Annotated in this window: 15 protein-coding genes and 1 riboswitch; of the genes, 11 read left to right on the forward strand and 4 right to left on the reverse strand. The window is 63.8% G+C overall.

Annotated elements, in window-relative coordinates:
• Window positions 1-265 precede the first annotated feature (265 nt).
• The 4 genes from IZU87_RS00700 (at window position 266) to cobO (ending at window position 6,954) form a co-directional block, all read left to right on the forward strand.
• Window positions 266-2,203 (forward strand): cation:proton antiporter, encoded by a 1,938-nt coding sequence (locus IZU87_RS00700; RefSeq protein WP_082388126.1) that lies wholly within the window; start codon window positions 266-268, stop codon window positions 2,201-2,203.
• Between the two features lie 263 nt (window positions 2,204-2,466).
• Complete coding sequence (locus tag IZU87_RS00705; RefSeq protein WP_043332439.1) at window positions 2,467-3,708, forward strand: NupC/NupG family nucleoside CNT transporter; 1,242 nt, start codon at window positions 2,467-2,469, stop codon at window positions 3,706-3,708.
• Window positions 3,709-3,959: 251 nt separating this feature from the next.
• Window positions 3,960-4,212: riboswitch (cobalamin riboswitch) on the forward strand.
• A gap of 132 nt (window positions 4,213-4,344) precedes the next feature.
• Window positions 4,345-6,231: a TonB-dependent receptor domain-containing protein gene (locus IZU87_RS00710; RefSeq protein ID WP_213113389.1), complete on the forward strand. Its 1,887-nt coding sequence runs from the start codon at window positions 4,345-4,347 to the stop codon at window positions 6,229-6,231.
• A 123-nt stretch (window positions 6,232-6,354) separates the two neighbouring features.
• Window positions 6,355-6,954: a cob(I)yrinic acid a,c-diamide adenosyltransferase gene (gene cobO, locus IZU87_RS00715; protein ID WP_043332442.1), complete on the forward strand. Its 600-nt coding sequence runs from the start codon at window positions 6,355-6,357 to the stop codon at window positions 6,952-6,954.
• A 35-nt stretch (window positions 6,955-6,989) separates the two neighbouring features.
• Here cobO and IZU87_RS00720 read toward each other — a convergent pair whose 3' ends face one another.
• Entirely contained in the window at window positions 6,990-7,838 is an 849-nt protein-coding gene (locus IZU87_RS00720; RefSeq protein WP_213113390.1) for a helical backbone metal receptor, read from the reverse strand.
• 166 nt (window positions 7,839-8,004) lie between these two features.
• Between IZU87_RS00720 and IZU87_RS00725 the strand changes: the two genes are divergently transcribed.
• On the forward strand, window positions 8,005-8,829 hold the full coding sequence (locus IZU87_RS00725) for an SIMPL domain-containing protein (RefSeq protein ID WP_213113391.1): 825 nt from the start codon (window positions 8,005-8,007) through the stop codon (window positions 8,827-8,829).
• Between the two features lie 120 nt (window positions 8,830-8,949).
• Here the strand turns inward: IZU87_RS00725 and pyrF are convergent, their stop codons facing one another.
• Window positions 8,950-9,651 carry an orotidine-5'-phosphate decarboxylase gene (gene pyrF, locus IZU87_RS00730; RefSeq protein WP_213113392.1) on the reverse strand — a complete coding sequence of 234 codons (702 nt, stop codon included), beginning with the start codon at window positions 9,649-9,651 and terminating at the stop codon, window positions 8,950-8,952.
• A 294-nt stretch (window positions 9,652-9,945) separates the two neighbouring features.
• Here pyrF and IZU87_RS17860 point away from each other — a divergent pair, with 294 nt between their 5' ends.
• A complete protein-coding gene (locus tag IZU87_RS17860) occupies window positions 9,946-10,401 on the forward strand; it encodes a ComEA family DNA-binding protein (RefSeq protein WP_084589297.1) in 456 nt (151 codons plus the stop codon).
• Between the two features lie 667 nt (window positions 10,402-11,068).
• Here IZU87_RS17860 and IZU87_RS00740 read toward each other — a convergent pair.
• Complete coding sequence (locus IZU87_RS00740; RefSeq protein ID WP_043332448.1) at window positions 11,069-11,575, reverse strand: FKBP-type peptidyl-prolyl cis-trans isomerase; 507 nt, start codon at window positions 11,573-11,575, stop codon at window positions 11,069-11,071.
• A 68-nt stretch (window positions 11,576-11,643) separates the two neighbouring features.
• On the reverse strand, window positions 11,644-12,171 hold the full coding sequence (rfaH, locus tag IZU87_RS00745) for a transcription/translation regulatory transformer protein RfaH (RefSeq protein ID WP_176676340.1): 528 nt from the start codon (window positions 12,169-12,171) through the stop codon (window positions 11,644-11,646).
• A gap of 253 nt (window positions 12,172-12,424) precedes the next feature.
• Between rfaH and IZU87_RS00750 the strand changes: the two genes are divergently transcribed.
• From IZU87_RS00750 to IZU87_RS00770, 5 genes are all read left to right on the forward strand, one after another.
• Window positions 12,425-13,630 carry an AmpG family muropeptide MFS transporter gene (locus tag IZU87_RS00750; RefSeq protein WP_082388128.1) on the forward strand — a complete coding sequence of 402 codons (1,206 nt, stop codon included), beginning with the start codon at window positions 12,425-12,427 and terminating at the stop codon, window positions 13,628-13,630.
• Window positions 13,631-13,855: 225 nt separating this feature from the next.
• Window positions 13,856-14,215 (forward strand): STAS domain-containing protein, encoded by a 360-nt coding sequence (locus IZU87_RS00755; RefSeq protein WP_043332452.1) that lies wholly within the window; start codon window positions 13,856-13,858, stop codon window positions 14,213-14,215.
• Window positions 14,215-15,387, forward strand: coding sequence for a polysaccharide biosynthesis/export family protein (locus tag IZU87_RS00760; RefSeq protein WP_052384387.1), 1,173 nt, complete (start codon window positions 14,215-14,217; stop codon window positions 15,385-15,387). The genes IZU87_RS00755 and IZU87_RS00760 overlap by 1 nt, the downstream gene beginning before the upstream one ends.
• A gap of 58 nt (window positions 15,388-15,445) precedes the next feature.
• Window positions 15,446-16,900, forward strand: coding sequence for a GumC family protein (locus tag IZU87_RS00765; RefSeq protein WP_131431398.1), 1,455 nt, complete (start codon window positions 15,446-15,448; stop codon window positions 16,898-16,900).
• A 7-nt stretch (window positions 16,901-16,907) separates the two neighbouring features.
• The gene (locus IZU87_RS00770) at window positions 16,908-18,281 is read left to right on the forward strand and encodes an O-antigen ligase family protein (RefSeq protein WP_197738704.1); all 1,374 of its coding nucleotides are present in this window, start codon (window positions 16,908-16,910) and stop codon (window positions 18,279-18,281) included.
• The last annotated feature ends 100 nt before the right edge of the window (window positions 18,282-18,381 follow it).

Below are 18,381 nucleotides of genomic sequence, written 5' to 3' on the forward strand. Positions count from 1 at the left end.
GACGCCATCACGCGGGCACGACAGAGAAAGGAAATGAGGAGAGCGCGATAAGGCAACGCGACGTTGCATACCACGGAATCAATCGCTAGGCTGCGCCCTTTCGGCCTGCCGCGCGGCAGCTGAGTGGCGCCTGCCCCCTGCTTCAAGCCTGTACAGACCAGCAGGGACAAGGGCCACTGGCAGACGGCTGAGACACAACGAAACGATGAGCGGTGACCGCAACAGTGGCACCGCTCATTTTCGCTGACTCCAAGGAAGACACCCGATGACCGAACCTGCTCTGGCCCTGACCCTGATCGGTCTGATGGCCCTCGGCTGCCAGTGGCTGGCCTGGCGCATGCGTCTGCCCGCCATCCTGCCGCTGTTGATCGTCGGCATCCTCGCCGGCCCCGTCACGGGCTGGCTGAAGCCGGATGAGCTGCTCGGCGATCTCTTGTTCCCGCTGGTGTCGCTGGCGGTGGCGGTCATCCTGTTCGAGGGCAGCCTGACGCTGGACTTCAAGGACCTGCGCGGCCATGGCCATATCGTCAGGCGGCTGGTCACCACCGGCGTGGTGATCACCGGCGTGATCGGCACCGTGGCCGCCCACTATCTGCTCGACATGCGCTGGGAGATGGCCGCCGTGCTCGGTGCCCTGCTGGTGGTGACAGGCCCGACGGTGGTGATGCCATTGCTGCAGACGCTGCGCGCGCGCGGCAACCTGACCCAGATCCTGCGCTGGGAAGGCATCATGATCGACCCGGTCGGCGCGCTGCTGGCCGTGCTGGTCTATGAGTACGTCGCGCTCGGCATGACCGGCAATGCGGCCTCGCATACCCTGTTGCTGTTCGCCCAGACGGTGGGCCTTGGGCTCGGCATGGGGGCACTGGGTGGCTGGTGCTGGGGGCTGGTGCTGCGTCATTTCTGGCTGCCGCAGAAGCTGCACAACTTCGGCACCCTGATGGTGATGCTGGGGCTGTTCGCCATCTCCAACACCCTGTTCCATGAATCCGGCCTGCTGACCGTCACAGTGATGGGCGTGTGGCTGGCCAACATGCGCGGCGTGCCGACCCAGCAGATCATCGAGTTCAAGGAGACCCTGACGGTTCTGCTGATCTCGGGACTGTTCCTTTTGCTGGCGGGGCGCCTGACCGTCGAGCAGCTGTCCCTGCTGTCGTGGCCGGCGTGGATCTTCCTGGCGGTGTTGATGTGGGTCGCACGCCCCCTGACGGTCTGGCTGTGCACCCTGGGCAGCGGGCTGACGCTGCGCGAGAAGGCCCTGCTGGCCTGGCTCTCGCCGCGCGGCATCGTCGCTGCGGCAGTCGCCTCGCTGTTCGCCCTCAAGCTCGAATCCCAGGGCATCGAAGGCGCCGAGATGCTGGTGCCGATGACCTTCCTGGTCATCATCGGCACCGTGGTGGTCCAGAGCCTGCTGTCGCGTCCCATCGTCAAGGTGCTGGGCGTCGGCGAGCCACCGCCCTCGGGGTTCCTGATCCTGGGCGCCAACTCGGTGTCGCGCCAGGTCGCCCGCGAGCTGGTCGATGCCGGCTTCTCGGTACGCCTGACCGACACCAACTGGGACGCCGTGCAGGAAGCGCGCATGGCGGGCCTGCCGGTCTACTACGGCAATCCGCTGTCTGAACATGCCGCCCAGCATCTCGAGCTGACCGGTATCGGCCACCTGATGCCGCTGTCGCCCTATCGCGAACTCAATAGCCTGGCCGCGCTGCACTTCGAGCACATCCTGGGTCATGGGCGTGTCTTCCGACTCGCCGAGGACAATGGCAAGAACGCCAAGCGTCAGCAGGACCAGGCGCTGGGGCATCTGCCGCTGCTGTTCGATGGCAAGATCACCTATGCCAAGCTGGCGAGCCTGCTCTCTCAGGGCGCACAGTTCCGACGCGCCCGCATCACCGAGAGCTTCAGCCTCGAGGATTACCGCAAGATTCATGAAGAGCGCCTGCTGCCGCTGTTCTGCATCAGCAGTCAGGGCCGCATCCGGATCGCCAACACGGCCGTGGCGCTGGAGCCCAAGGCCGGCGAGACGCTGATCAGCCTGATCCATGCCGACTCGCCGGAGCTGAACAAGTCTTCCCAGCCCAGGACCGACAAGGCCGAAGCTCCCCAGGCCGACAAGGGCGCGGGCAGCAAGTCATCACAGACGCCGCCGGGTTCGGGGTCAGGCCCCCTGCCGGCTAGTCGCCTGCCGGGCGCCGGCACCTGACAGCGGGCAGACTCAGCATCATGTCGGAACATCACGACGGTACAGCAAGGCGGAAAACACGCGGCTCGCCCATGGCGGGCCTCGTGCGTGTTGACGCAGGTACGTCTCGCGCGATTCACAAAAAATGCGTCAAACGTTAGTGGCAGACTCCGACAGAGGGCAAAAATACTGGTAGAGTACGCGCCAGTTTTGGCCATACCGTCCTGTGGCCAGCGCTATTGCCTTGTCCTCAACGTAACACCTACGCATTCAGGAGCTGCTTGATGCAGATCGTCATGGGCCTGGTGGGCGTCTTCGCCCTGCTGGGGATTGCCTTCCTTCTCTCTGAAAACCGACGCGCCATCAGCCTGCGCACCGTACTGGGTGCCTTTGCCATCCAGGCGATGCTGGGGATCTTCGTGCTCTACGTGCCTGCCGGCAAGAGCATGCTGCTTGGGCTCAGCGAAGGTGTACAGGCCGTAATGTCCAGTGCCAACGTCGGCATGGACTTCCTGTTCGGCGGCCTGGTCAGCGACAAGATGTTCGAAGTCTTCGGCGGCGGCGGCTTCGTGTTCGCGCTGCGCGTACTGCCGATCATCGTGTTCTTCTCGTCACTGATCGCGGTGCTCTATCACCTGCGCGTGATGAACGTCGTGATCAGCGTGCTCGGCGGCGGCCTGTCGAAGGTGCTCGGCACCAGCCGTCCGGAGTCCCTGTCCGCGGCCGCCAACATCTTCGTCGGCCAGACCGAAGCCCCGCTGGTCGTGCGCCCGTTCATCGCCGGCATGACCCGCTCGGAGCTGTTCGCCGTGATGACCGGTGGCCTGGCCTCGGTGGCCGGTTCCGTGCTGGTGGGCTATGCCTCGCTGGGCATCGACCTCAAGTACCTGCTGGCAGCCTCCTTCATGGCGGCGCCGGGTGGCCTGCTGATGGCCAAGATGCTGATCCCGGAGACCGAGACCAAGACCCAGAGCGTCGAAGAAGCGCTGGGCAAGGACATCGATCGCCCGACCAACGTCATCGACGCCGCCGCCTCAGGCGCGGCCTCTGGCGTGCAGCTGGCGATCAATGTCGGCGGCATGCTGCTGGCCTTCATCGCGTTGATCGCGCTGGGCAACATCATCGTCGGCTGGGTCAGCGGCCTGTTCGGCTATGAAGACATCACGCTGCAGCTGCTGCTGGGCTATGCCTTCGCCCCGGTGGCCTGGGTCATCGGCGTGCCGTGGCACGAAGCCATCCAGGCGGGTAGCTTCATCGGTCAGAAGCTGGTGCTCAACGAGTTCGTCGCCTTCGCCGACCTCGCCAGCCACCAGATCAAGCTGTCCGAGCACTCTGAAGCCATCATCATCTTCGCACTGTGCGGCTTCGCCAACCTGTCCTCCGTCGCCATCCTGATGGGCGGCCTGGGGCTGATGGCTCCGAACCGTCGCGGCGACATCGCGCAGATGGGCATGAAGGCGATTCTCGCCGGCACCCTCTCCAACCTGATGTCAGCGAGTCTCGCCGGTCTGTTCCTGTCTCTCTAGAGACGCTCGCTTGTGAGCCAGTCTCCAGAGAGCTGGCTTCTGTAGCACGAGCTTCCATCGAGCAGATACCGCCATCTGGCCAGACCGTCATCTCGACAACGCCCGCCCCGTGCGGGCGTTGTCGTATCTGGCACAACCTGAGACTTGCCCTCTGACTTCTCCCCCTGAATGACCGCACCTGAGCGGCCCTGGGTGGCAGCCAGCGCAACGCCGGTTTGCCGATTGACTCCCTCACCCCCGCCCCAGACAATGGTTCACGTTGAAGCCTGGGTGTTCGGGAAACGGGTGAAAACCCCGTACTGCCCCCGCAACGGTGATCGCAACGCTCATGCAGGTCGACCACGATCGACAAGATCGACACGGCCAGCCACTGCCTCCGGGAGGACCTGTCATTCGGGCCTCCCCCAAGGGAAGGAGGTGGGAAGGCGCATGAGGGGGTGAGGCTCCTGCCATTGGAGTCCACCAGGCGTCAGTCCGGAGACCGGCCCTCGCTTCCACACTGGTTGATGCGGAGGGCCTCACCAGTGGCAAGTCTCCCGCGACGGGCCTGCTTGATCAGGGCGCGCGCGGGGGACGTGTGCTCGCGCACCCTGTCACGCTGTCCTCCTCATTGCGTCTGACGCTTGAGGATCATTCATGAAACACAACAACACTCGTGGTCGTGCATCTGCGCAGGCCAGCTTCACCCTCGTCGGTAGCCTGCTGCTGCTGACCCCGCCCGCCGTCGCTGCTGATGCGCTGACCACCGATTCATCCGAGGACCTGGACACCGTCCAGGTCACCGCCAATCGCATTCCGCAGCTGCAGAATGACGTGCTGGCCAGCACCGACGTCATCACGCGTGACGAGATCGATCGCCTGCAGGCCAATTCGCTGGTCGATCTGCTGCAATCACGCAATGGCATCGAGGTCGCCCGCAGCGGCCCCATGGGCAGCCAGACCAGCCTCTTCATGCGCGGTACCGAGTCCGACCACACCTTGATTCTGATCAATGGGCAGCGTGTCGCCAACAGTGCCGATGGCCTGGCGCATTTCGAATTCCTGCCACTCGCCGCCGTCGAGCGTGTCGAGATCGTGCGTGGCCCGCGTGCCAGCGTCTACGGCGCCGATGCCATCGGCGGTGTGATCAACCTGATCACGCGTGGCGGCAGCGAAGTCGGTCAGCATGCAGAAGTCACCCTGCGTGCCGGCAGCGATGGCACCTTCCGCCAGAACGCCCAGTTCAGCTCGGTGGAAGACGACACGCGCCTCTCGGCCAATCTCCATCATGATGAGAGCGATGGCTTCTCGGCCCGCGATACCGGCAGTGAAGATGATGGCTACGAGGCCACGGGCGCCGAACTGCGTCTTGGCCACGACTTCGGTCAGCAGGCCACGCTCAGCCTCGGCGTCGCCAACACCGAGACCGATTACGACTATGACGACTGCTACGACAGCAGCTTCAGTACCTCGGAAGACTGCCACGGCGAAGGCAGCCAGATGGTATTGGATGCCAGCCTGCTGACGCACCTGAACCCGAACTGGGACATGACGGTCAGCGTGGCGCGCACGCGGGATGAGTACGAGAACACCGAAGCCGGCAGCGATGCCGGGCGTGTCGCCAGCACCCGCAACGAGGTCGGCCTGCGCCACGACTTCTACACCGACCTCGGCACGCTCAGTCTGGGGGTGGACCATCGCGAGGAAAGCCTGGATGCCGATGGCCCCTACTTCACCGCCGAGGGCTACAGCGTCGATAGCCGCTATGCCACCGGCGTCTACGGCAGCTGGCACCTTCAGCAACAGCGTCACCACGTCACGACCAGCCTGCGTTACGACGACGACAATCGTTATGGACATCAGATGACGGGCGGCTCCAGCTACGCCTATGATCTGACGGCCGCGCAACAGCTCGGGGCCAGCTATTCCAGCGCATTCAAGGCACCGAACCTGATCGACCTCTACAGCCCCTACGGCTCCGGCAATCCGGACCTCGATGCCGAGACCTCCACCACGGCCGAACTGTTCTGGCGCCTGCAGCGACATCACTGGCATCTGGGCCTGAATGCCTTCCAGACCGATATCGACAATCTGATCAGCTACGAGGGAGCCGACTTCTTACCGATCAATATCGATCGCTCACGCATCCGTGGCGTCGAGCTGAGCAGTGGCTGGCAAGGCGAGGCACTGAGCGTGAACCTTGCCATGACCTGGCAGGACCCGGAGGACCGCGATACCGGTGAGCAATTGAAGCGCCGCGCCCAGCGCTTTGCGCGCCTGGACGCCGATTACGCACTCGACGACTGGAGCTTCGGTGCCACGCTGCGTGGCAGCGCCAGCCGCAGCGATACTGACGCAGACACCTACACTGACACGCGCACTGCCGGCTATGGCGTGGTCGATCTGCGCACCAGCTGGCAGGTGATGCCGAACGTCAAGTTGAGAGCCAAGCTGGATAACGTCTTCGATCGCGAATATCAGCTGGTCAATGGCTACAACACCCAGGGCCGTTATGTGGAAGGCGGCGTCACCTTCTTCTTCTGATCGGCTTTCCCGGGATGCCTCGTTTGAAGTGCCTCGGGCGACAAGCAGCCACACATACCACAGCACCGATCACAGCACCGTCCCCCGGGTCGGTGCTGTGCCTTTGACTCACGGAGCATACGCATGACGGATCGCAATACCCGCCACAAGGCCGCGATGGAAAAGCTCAAGTCGCATGTCGATGACAAGGTGGCGCAGGCCACTGAGGAGCGCGGCCAGCTGCTGGTGTTCACCGGCAATGGCAAGGGCAAGACGACCGCCGCCTGGGGCACCATCACCCGTGCGCTGGGCTATGGCTACAAGGTCGGTGTCATCCAGTTCATCAAGGGGCTTTGGGAATGCGGCGAGCGCGAACGGCTCGCCGAGGATGCCAATCTCGAAGTGCATGCCATGACCACCGGCTTCACCTGGGACACCCAGAATCGTGAGGCCGATACCGCCGCCTGCCAGGCCGTGTGGCAGCAAGCGCAGCGCCTGATGCGCGATGACAGCGTCTATCTGGTGGTGCTCGACGAGCTGACCTACATGGTCAAGTTCGGCTATCTGCCGCTGGAGGAAGTGATGACGGCACTCGAGAATCGTCCTGCGGAGCAGACCGTCATCATCACCGGGCGCAATGCCAATCGTGAGATCGTTGCCTGTGCCGATACCGTCACCGAGATGACCGAGATTCGCCACGGCTTCAATCATGGTCTCAAGGCGCGGCGCGGCATCGATTTCTGAGCATCCTGCACGAAGCCGCCCTGACTCCGCCGCCCTCAGTCCGACGCCTGCACCTTCGCGATGGCAGCGCAGACCTCTGCCATCGCCTCGACACTGCGCGGGCCGGGACGACTGATCAGGTCAGGAGTCAGACCCGCCAGTGCCACCTCGGAAAGTGGCCCCTCATCTGCACGCCAGGCGGCAATCCACTCCTCGCGCGCCGGCCCCTTCGCGACCGGATGCAGCATCAGGTGCGGTCTGGCCAGCCACAAGGCTTCCCGATTGATCTGCGGCACCACGGCGGGCGAGTCCGTCAGCAGCGGCTCACCGCCGCAGCGCCGAATCAGCTCATTGACCAGGTGATTGCCACCCAATGTCGTCATCGGGCTCTCCCCCAGCTGGAAGAAGACCGGCAAGGGGGCGCTGTCGCGGGAGCGCTCCAACTGCTCGATTCGCGCTGCGAGCGCCGCCACACGCGTATCCGCGATATCGCGGGTGCCCAGCAAGGCGCCAAGCCGAGCGATATTGGACAGCACGTCGTCGAGTGTCGCGGGCTCGCTGACGAAGACGGGCATCCCCAACGTTGTCAGACGCTCATGCATCTCATCGGAAAGCCCACTGCCCCATGCCACGATCAGGTCAGGCCGCGCACTGAGCAGTGCCTCCAGGTTGGGCCCGTGATAGCTGGCCAGGCGCGGCAGCTCGCTGACCGCAGGGGGGAAATCACTGCCCTGACTCACGCCGATCAAGGCCGGCAAGCCTCCCGCCGCCGCCACCAGCTCCGCCGCGTGTGGGGCCAGCGTGACCACCCGCTGCGCCGGCTGTGACAGTGCCACGACGTCGCCTGCATCATCGATCACCTCACGCTCTGCGGCCAAGGCAGGCAGCGCCATCAGTGATGACATGACGAGCACCGACACTACCAGTGCAGCGCCACGTATAGAGCGCAGTCTCTCGTGTACCTTCACGCATCGCCCTCATTGCTGATACTTTCAAGCCTATCGCACCCGCATTCATGCCCCTCACCAAGCGCCAGGCAACAATGTTGCCACTTTACACAAGGGATTTCCCATGCTGATGAACCACGCCACCAGAGGCCCCGCCCCCCTCGCCCAGCGCCTGCGTCGTACCGCCATGCTGTGCGGCCTGGCGCTCTGCACCGCCAGCGCCACACACCTGGCCCGCGCCGACCAGACGCCCGCACCGGCACTGGTGCATGTCAGCGCCAGTGCCAGCCTGGAGGCGGCGCCCGACAAGGCAACCATCCAGGCACGCCTGTGGGAGAAGACGCCCGCGCGCAAGGTGGATGACAAGGCTCCCGACAGCAAGGCCGAGGGTCAGGCGGCCCGCAAGGCACGCGAGTCACTGGAATCACGCATGACGACACTGATTCAGGCACTGGAGAAAGCGGGCATCGACAGCCGTCAGATCAGCGCCGGCAGCCTCAACCTGCGCCCTGAACAGTACTACGAGCGCAACAATGGTCAGCAGCAGCCCCAGCAATGGCGCCGTACACACCTCGAACGCCCGATCAGCCTCTCTCTCGATGACCTGGACAAGGTACCGGAAGTCATCGACCTGCTGCTGGGCGCTGGCGTCAATCAACTGGCCGGTGTGCAGTATCAGATCAGTGAACGGGACGCCCTGGAAGACAAGGTATTGCAGGAAGCCTTGACCAAGGCACGCCACAAGGCACAACTGATGGCCGAGACCCTCGGCGCGACCCTGGGCAGCGTGCAGTCGATCAATGAGTCCTCACACAGCCCGCGCCCGCAGATGATGGCAATGCGTGCCGACATGGCAGAGGCCAAGAGCAGCGGCAGCGAATACCGCCCCGGCGAGCTGAGCCTCGAGAGCAGCGTTCAGGTCAGCTGGCATATCAAGTCTGCCGATTGAGGCAGTCGCGCAAAACGTGAGCGAGTGATCAGCAGCAGTGATCACTGCCATGAAAAATACGCCAGCCGCAGAGTCTGCGACTGGCGTATTTTTTTGCCCATGAGGCAGACAATCAGCCGATCAGGCGCCCAACTCCTGCTCGATCAGCGCCAGCGCCGCCAGCGGATCCTCCGCCTGGGTGACAGGACGCCCGATCACCAGATGGGTGCTACCGGCTGCCATGGCTTCACCGGGCGTCATGGTGCGCCGCTGATCACCGGCCTGCGCGAAGCTCGGGCGAATACCCGGCGTCACCTTGAGAAACTCCGGACCACACAGCGCCTTGAGGCTCGGGGTCTCACGTGCGGAGCACACCACACCATGCATGCCGCTCTGCTGGGCGAGAGCCGCCAGCCGCTCGACCTGCGCAAGCGGCGTGACATCCAGCCCGATACCGGCCAGATCGGCCTGTTCCATGCTGGTCAGCACCGTGACGGCGATCAACTGGGTATCGAGGCCGTGAGTCGAAAGGGCTTCTGCGGCGGCCTGCATCATGCGCGCACCACCAGAGGCGTGGACATTGGTCATCCACACGCCGTGCTCCGCTGCCGCCAGCACGGCCTGGGCGGTGGTGTTGGGGATGTCATGGAATTTGAGATCGAGAAAGACCTCGAAGCCGCGTTGATGCAATGCCTTGAGAATCTCGGGGCCCACACGCGTGAACAGCTCCTTGCCCACCTTGACGCGACAGCGCGCAGGATCCAGCTGGTCTGCCATGGCAAGCGCAGCACTCATGTCCGGGTAGTCGAGGGCGATGATCAGGGGGGAAGTCGTGGCAGGCATCCGGGCTCCAGGCGATGTGGCAGGCGCAATGACAGGAGGTCATGGGCTCGGGGCAACATTATAGCGCCCGGCTCTGTCGTTGTATGCCCAGGGAAAGACGAATCGAATCAGCAGGCTAACGCTCGTAGTGCTTTCTTGCGTTGAGCGCAGAAAGCCGCGCAAGGATGAGAAACCGTTTAAATCTAAATGACTACAAATCCAATACCTGAGCCAGAGTATTTCTCGCGCAGGGCCTCGGGTGGTCGCCCCGCGCACTTCCAACCGACCGCCCTGATGTGAGCATAGGAAGCGACCATGAAAACCCTGCTAGGAACACTTCTCGTGACCAGCCTGCTGGTACTGTCACCGACCAGCCAGGCCGCAGACATGAACATCAACACCGCCACTGCCGCACAACTGACCGAGCTCAAGGGCATCGGTGGCAAGAAGGCCCAGGCCATCATCGAGTGGCGCAAGGCGAACGGGCCCTTCACCGACGTGGCACAGTTGACCGAAATCAAGGGAATCGGCCCCAATACGCTCAAGCGCATGAACACGACATTGACGCTGGGCGAGCCGGGCAAGACGACCTCGGCCATCAACACGAAGAGCCCGTCGGTCAAGCAAGACGGGGCTATCCAGAAGAGCCAGACTGTCAAGAAAAGCCAGGCTGTCAAGAAAAGTCAGAGCATCGACAAGACCACCACCGGTAAGGCCGTCGACTCCCACAAGGAAGTCGAGAGCCTCAAGACTGCCAGCAACAATAGTTGAGCCGTCTCGCCGGGCAGGCAACCTCGTGCCAGTTGTGGGGTTGCCTGTCCAGCGACTCTCTTCCTCTCAGAGAACTGGCAAAAGCTTTCAAGCAGCCCGCAGACAAGCCAGCGTCATGCAAACGCGGTGCTAGCCATCCCCCCTCTGAACCCCACAACCAAAAAAGCCGACCCGAAGGTCGGCTAGCGGGGTTTCCCCCTCCCCTGACGGCGAATCGGCACCTGCAAATAGCCCGATTCTGACAGCGGCCATCCTGGCCTGCCCCTTCCCCAAGGGGCTCCCTGAATGCCAGCCTCTGTCGGCAGCTGACACCTCTGCTTCTGACATCAATAGCTCTGATATCGATAGCTCTGATATCGATAGCTCTGATATCAATAGCTCCGACATCGATAGCTCTTCCGCCTGTGTCGGCCTGCTGCGGCCTCGACAGAGACACTCTACCCCTCCACGCCCCGCGCGAATCTGATCTGCATCAAGTCCTGAAGGCTTCACGGCTCGATCCTTGCGACTGGCGCGCAGACGACTGATCCATATCAATTTTCTCCATCGCTACAGACCGCAACAACAGACAGCCCCGCTGCCGAGGATTCCGGCAGCGGGGCTGTCTGTTGTTGTAGAGGGGCTGCAACGATGAGCTTGAGCGTCAAACCCACCCGCAATGCCTACTTCAGCGACGCACCTTCTTGTCTTCGATCTCGGTATGGCTGACATCGAGACCGAGCGGATGACCGGCCGAAAGTTCGGCACGCGTGGCATCGCGCACTTCCAGCACCTCGACTTCCCAGCTCAGCGCCTGACCTGCCAGCGGATGATTGGCATCGACCTTGACCTGCTGCTCACCGACTTCCAGCACCGTGACCGACCGCTGGCCTTCCGGGGTGCGGGCCTGAAAGCGCATACCGGCGTTGATCTCGCCCGGGCCGAAGGCATCACGCCCGAAGTACTGCACCAGGCCTTCATCCCGCTCACCGAAGCCTTCGGCTGGCGTCAGATTGACGACCTTGCGGTCGCCGACATCGCAGCCCTCAAGCGCACTCTCGAGCGCTGCCAGAATATTGTCGTGGCCATGCAGGTAATCCATCGGCTCTCGCTCAAGGGAGCTATCCAGCACAGTGCCATCAGCGGTGCGCAGGGTGTAATGCAGGCTGACGACCTGCTGGGAAGTAATCGCCATGGGAACCACTCCAGAAGAAAGGTGCAATGCAGTCTCGCGGATCAAGTCGGATGAGGCAGGTCGGCAGCTCAGCTTTCACTACGCCGCAGCTGACGACTGGACAGCTCGACACGCTGTTGCTGATTGATCAGATTGAGCAACACGATGACGCGCTCATCGCCCTTCGCGCTCTCGAAGACGCCACTGAGCGAACTCAAGGGGCCATCGATGATCTCGACCTGCTCGCCGGCCCGGAAATAGACATTCTCCGGCGGTTGCTCCTGGCGTTGCTCGCCGCTGGCGATCAAGGCTTCCACCAGGGGCGTCGGCACCGCCGTCGGCGTGTTGCCGAAGCTGACCAGCTTGAGCACGCCACGGGTCGAGCGAATCGGCCGCCAGTTGTCATCCATCTGATCAAGGCGTATGAACAGGTAATAGGGGAAGAGCGGCTCTTCGACCCAACGCAGCTTGCCGCCGCGCTTCTTTTCCACCTCCAACAGGGGGTGGAAGACGTGAAATCCCTGATTGGTGAGGTTCTCCGCCGCACGGAAGGATTCCCCGCCCTTGCACTGGATCAGATACCAATGCGCCTTGGCAGCTTCTCGGGCTTCACTCATGATGACCTCTCATTGCCTGCCTGCCCCACTCATGCGTGTCTCGACCTGCATCATGCCTGTCGGCTGACCGGCAGGACAATGCATGGCTCTTGCCCTCAGGCAGTGCGACAATCCGGCCATGAATGACGCAAGCGGCAGATAGCCGCTCACCGTGCGTGTGACACGCGCGGCCACACCCTCTGCATGGACAGGCAAGGCTTTGACTTCAAAGGATTTACGCTTACTCGTTGGCCGTCATGGTATCACGTTCCTGATGGGCTTCGCCTCCGGGCTGCCACTGCTGCTGACCGGTAGCGTGCTGCAGGCCTGGATGACGGATGCCGGTGTCTCACTGGACGCCGTGGGCCTGCTCGCGCTCGTCGGCCTGCCCTATACCCTCAAGTTTCTGTGGGCGCCATTGCTGGACCGCATCATGCCGCCGGTACTCGGTCGGCGCCGTGGCTGGTTGATGATCGCCCAGCTGGCCCTGACCGCACTGATCGCGTTGCTAGCCCTGCAGGACCCGCACATGTCGCCGCTGACCATGGGCGCCATCGCGCTGGCGGTCAGCTTCTTCAGCGCCACCCAGGACATCGTGATCGACGCCTATCGCCGCGAGCATCTGCCGGACAACGAGCTGGGGCTGGGCTCCAGCTTCTATGTCTATGGCTACCGCATCGGCATGCTGATGGCCTCGGCCGGTGGCCTGGTGCTGGCCGACATGATCGGCTTCCGCGTGACCTACCTGATCATGGCCGCGACCCTGGGCGCCTGCATGCTGGTGACCCTGCTGGCACCGGAACCCGAGGCTCAGGCCGCGCCGCGCGCCCATCATCTGCATGAGATCCTGTGGGACCCCATCCGCCACTTCATGAAGCGCGATGGTGCCATCTGGCTGCTGCTGTTCATCCTGCTCTACAAGCTAGGCGATTCCGTGGCGGGCAATCTGACCACGCCCTTCTACAAGGACATCGGCTTCAGCAACTCCCAGATCGGCGCGACCGTGAAGCTGTTCGGCCTGTGGCCTTTGCTGGCCGGCACCTTCTTCGGCGGCCTGATGATCATGCGCATCGGCATCTATCGGGCGCTCTGGTGGTTCGGCATCCTGCAGATGGTGTCGACTGCCGGCTTCGTCTGGCTGCATCACGTCGGTGATTCGCTGGCGTGGCTCGCGGCGGTGGTCGCCTTCGAGAACCTGGCGGCCGGCATGGGCAGCGCCGCCTTCATCGCCTTCATGGGCGCGCTGACCGACAAGCGCTTCACCGCCGGCCAGTACGCGATGCTCTCATCGATCATGGGCCTGCCGCGCGTAGTGATCGCCGCGCCCTCCGGCTATCTGGCCGATGCGGCCGGCTGGGACAGCTTCTTCTGGATCTGCACGCTGGCCGCCATACCGGGCCTGTTGCTGTTGCTACGCTTCCGCCACTGGGGCGCGATGCTGGCCACGCCACACAAGTCACCCGCCATGTCGGGCGAGTGACAACGCCGCGCAGGCAACCTGGAGAGCCCGAAGACAGCAGGAGAGCTCGAAAACAGCAGGTAACACCACGAAACCCAGCAAGAAAGAATGAGGCAAGTCAGTCGGCGTCGTTGACACTGTAACAGCAGGTAAACGATGCTTATGCGGCATAGTGCATAAAGATAACAAGCTGCACCGCAGGCCCAGCTGGCGCCAGGCGGTGACATAAAGCACAGGGAGCCCGTCATGCCCATCACCACCCGGATTCACGAAGGCATCATGATCACGCCGCCTGCCCAGCTGACAGGCGAGCTCGCGCGCTATTTCCGTCAGGAGATGCTGGCGATGATTCCTGAGCACACCGGCACGCTGGCGGTGGACCTCAGCCATGTCGAGGCCATCGATGCCGATGGGCTCTCGGTGCTGGTCAGTCTGCATGATGCGCTGTCCCCGGCGGCGCTGGTGGTGGTCGAACCCTCTCCGGTCATGCAGACAGAGCTGGAGCGCGTGCGCCTGTTCGAGCTCTTCGATATCTACTATCAGCGCGACCCGCTGCTGGAGTCGAGCGGTGACACGCGGACAGGGCCTTCTCGTGAGGTAGCCTGATGAAACGCGACCTGACTCGGCCCAGCTCCCTTTTCCGCTCTCTTCGACGCCTGCTGGGCGTCGCGATCACGGCCGGGCTGATGGGCGGCTGTACGCCGATCATGCTGGACGACACCCCCGCCGAAGATCACTGGCAACAGGCGACCCACTGGCCGCTGGAGCTGCCTGCCCCTCATGCCGATGATCGCTTCATGCAACTGCCCGCGGGCGATGACCAGCGGTTGGCGGCGGGCGATCGTCTGAGCGTCAGGGTCGCCGGCAGCGAACTCTTCGATGGCAGCTACGAGGTGGATCATGACGGACGCCTGCGCCTGCCGTGGCTCTCGCCGGTCGAGGCCTCCAACAAGACCATCGATGCCCTGGCGGATGAGATCACCCGGCGTCTGGTGCAGGAAGAGCTGATTCGCCCGGGTCTGGCGCATGTCAGCATCCGGCTCGAGGAATGGGCGCCGTTGGCCGTTGCGGTGTCCGGCGCGGTGTTCTTCCCGGGCGAGGCGGTCATCAATACCCGCCTGCCCGAAGAGCGCATGGTGCGCCGCGATTTCGCCGGCGGCGATGCCAGTCAACAGCGTCGTCTGTCGGCGGCCTTGACCACGGCCGGCGGCATCCGCCCCGACGCGGACCTGAGCCATATCGAGCTGATTCGCGACGGCCAGACACAGATTCTCGACATGCGCGGCCTGATCGACGGCGAGTATGCCGCCAATCCCTGGCTACGTGTGGGGGACCGCATCCACGTGCCCTCCAGCGGCGCCTTCCAGGCCGCGCTGATGCGCCCCTCGCCGCTCACCGCGCCGGGCATCGTCATCTATGCCTCCAACCTGACCACCCCTGCCAACAACAACAACGTCAGCAATTACACGGTGTTGCGCTCGCAGGTACCCTACGGCGTGCGCATGCTGCAGGGCGTGATCAATGCCAACTGCGTCGGCGGCATCCAGGCGACCTCCGGCTCGCGCCGCGCGGTGCTGATCAGTACCAACCCGATGACGCATCAGCCGGTCGTGGTCGATCGCGGTATCGATGCCCTGCTGGCCAATCCGGCGGATGTGGGCGTCAATCCCTATCTGATGCCCGAAGATGTGGTCGGCTGCTATGACTCCGGTGTCACCAACATCCGTGATATCGCCCGCACACTGACTGACCTGCTGACGCCGGCCACTCTGCTGTAACCCATCGCCTGTCCGTTGATGGAATGCGACTGATCACTACCACGCGACAAGGATGTGCATGACAGAGTCCCGCTCACCCGACACACCACAAGACGCAGCCAAGCCCTCACTGGGGCGCCGACTCCTGGGCGTCCTGCTGGGCTGGGCGGCGCGTGGCTCCAGCATGCGCCCGCGCACCCGCCGCGCTGCCTACCTGTTGCTGGCGACCGCCATCCTGAGTGTCATCTGGGGGTTGACCATCGCCTTCATCGCCGTGGCACCTGTCACCTACACCACCAGCTGGACGATGATCCTGCCGGGCACCGGCTCCGGCCTGTCGGTGAACTTCGAGAGCATCGGCCAGGCCAGCACCAGCGCCAACTCTTCCTACTCCAGCTCCTCGCTGGACCCCAAGGTCAACTATCGCGCCATCGCCGAGAGCCCTGCCGTGCTCGAGCGTGCCGCCAGCACGGTCGACATGCATCCCGACGATTACGGCAAGCCCAAGATCAAGCTGACCGACCAGACCGCGCTGATCGCCTTCCAGACCAGCGCGCCGAGCGCCAAGGCCGCGCTTGCACGTGCCAATGCGCACATCGATGCCTTCAATGAGGTGATCGAACAGCTGCGCAATGATGAGCAGGCGCGCCGCGAAGCCGTCATCCGCCGCTCGCTCGAGACCTACGATCGCACGCTCAAGGAAACCCAGCGCAAGCTGCTCGAGTTCCAGTCCACCTCTGGGCTGGTTTCCATGGAGCAGTTCAAGGAACTGACGCTGAGTGTCGAGGCGCTCAAGGACACACTCGAGACGCGTGATGGCGAGCTGTCGGCCCTCAATGCCCGGCTCGCCACCCTGTCCAGTCGCCTGGGACTGGACGCCGGCCAGGCCGGTGGCGTGATCGCCCTGCAGCGCGACGCCCGCTATCAGGCGCTGCTGACGCAGGCGGCGGAGCAGGCGGCCAGTCTCGATGAAGCGCGCGGCAAATGGGGCGAGCGCAATCCGGAAGTCATCAATCTGGCCGCGGGGCTTGATTCCCTCGAGCGCTCGCTGGCCTCACGCATGCGCCAGTTGCTGCCCCGTCAGTCCTCGCGCAACCAGAATGCCCTGCGTGCCGCGTCCGGCCATGCCAATCAGGACACCCTGGTCGGCGAGCTGATCACCCTGGATACCCAGCGGCGCGGCGTGATCAGCGAGCTTGCCACCGGGCGGGCCAATCTGGCGGCCCGCCAGCAGCGGCTGGACAACAGCGTCGCCAAGGCCGCCCAGCTGCAGGACCTGCTGCGCGAGCAACAGGTCGCCACGGCGGTCTACACCACGGCGCTGGCCAAGATCGACATCGGTCAGATCGACCCCTTCGCCAGCTACCCGATGCTGCAGATTCTCGATCCGCCGCCACTGCCCGAGAAGGCGGATTCGCTGGGCATCAAGCTGGCCATCGTCGGCGCGCTTGCCGCGAGCGTCTTCAGTATCATCGGCCTGATTCTCCTGTGGATCAGAAAACCCTACCTGCTGCGTCTGCAGCAAAGCGTGTGAGCCGCCGATGTTTTCCCTGAAGGCGGGGCCAGAGGCGGATGTCCGCCCCGAGACCCCGGAAGAACGCATCATCTGGTTCTCGATCACCGCGACCTACCTGTTCTATCTGGTCGGCGGCCTCTATGTGCTGGCACCGGTGCTGGCATGGTCATTGGTGATGCGTGCCGCCTGGCTGCACCTCAAGGGCCGCCAGCGTTTTCCGCGCCTGCCCTGGCCGCTATGGGTATGGATCATCGGCATGATCGTGATGGAGTTCTCATTGCTGGCCGGCCACCTGATCGAGAACCTCGGCACCGGCAAGCTGATCAAGTCCTCCATCGGCTGGGCCAAGGGCTGGGCGCTGCTGGCGGTCTTCCCGATCATCGGCTGTCTGGCGATCCGCCCGGCGGTGATCATCCGCGCGGCCATGCATGTCTGCCTGCACACCATGCTGTTGCTGCCGGTATTCGTCGGCGCCTGGCTGGCGGGGCTGCCCCAGGTGCCCTTCGTCTCGCCGCTGCAGGCCATCGGCGGGCCGGGGCCGGAATTCTTCGCCGTCTCGCTCTATGAGATTGACCCCGGCAGCGGCATGCCGCGCTGGCGCCTGTTCACGCCCTGGGCGCCGGCGGTGGGCTTTGTCGCCAGCATCTATTTCGCCTGTGCCCTGCTCGAGAAACATCCCTTGTGGAAGGCGATCGGCATCGGCGGCAGCGTGCTGATGATCCTGATGTCCGGCTCGCGCATGGCGCTGGTGTCGCTGGTGTTGATCAGCGCCGGGATGTTCCTGCTCAAGCGTCTGCACAAGCCGTGGCTATGGTTCAGCTTTTCCGGCGTCAGCCTGATCGGTGGCTTTCTCGGCGCGCCGATCCTGGAAGCCATCGACAACTTCATCGCCGCCTTCAAGGGCTCGCGGGCGGACTCAACCCGAGTGCGAGCCGCGCTGGGGCGCATCGCGGTGGATCGCTGGCGCAACGAGGCGCCGTGGTTCGGCCACGGCATCGTCGAACGCGGCCCGCACCTGGTGGAGTACATGCCGATCGGCTCACACCACAGCTGGTATGGGCTGCTGTTCGTCAAGGGCATCTTCGGCCTGTTCGCGCTGTTGGTGCCGATGCTGGTCAGCCTGCTGCATCTGCTGCGCTTCGTGGTCGGCCGCCCTGTCGTGCAGCTGGGCTTGATCATGGTCGGCCTGCTGTTCGTCTACTCCTTCGGCGAGAACCTGGAGATTCTGGCCTACCTGATCTGGCCAGGCCTGATCCTGATCGGCAAGGCGCACCAGCTGGCGGGCCTGCCCGCCAGCGAAGGGCATATCCACAACATGGGGCCGGTGGATGTGGAGAAGCCGCTTTCAAGGGCAGCGCCCGCCTCCGCCGATACCGGCAGCAGCGACACGGCAACCTAGCCCGTTCACGGGATAGTGGAACAAGGCTGCGCCAGATCACGCCAATTCATCACTACATTGCGCTAGAGTGGCTACACCAGCCGTTCAAAAGCATGACTGA

This window comes from Cobetia sp. MC34, from assembly GCF_018340035.1.
In the GTDB taxonomy this organism is placed as follows: domain Bacteria; phylum Pseudomonadota; class Gammaproteobacteria; order Pseudomonadales; family Halomonadaceae; genus Cobetia; species Cobetia amphilecti.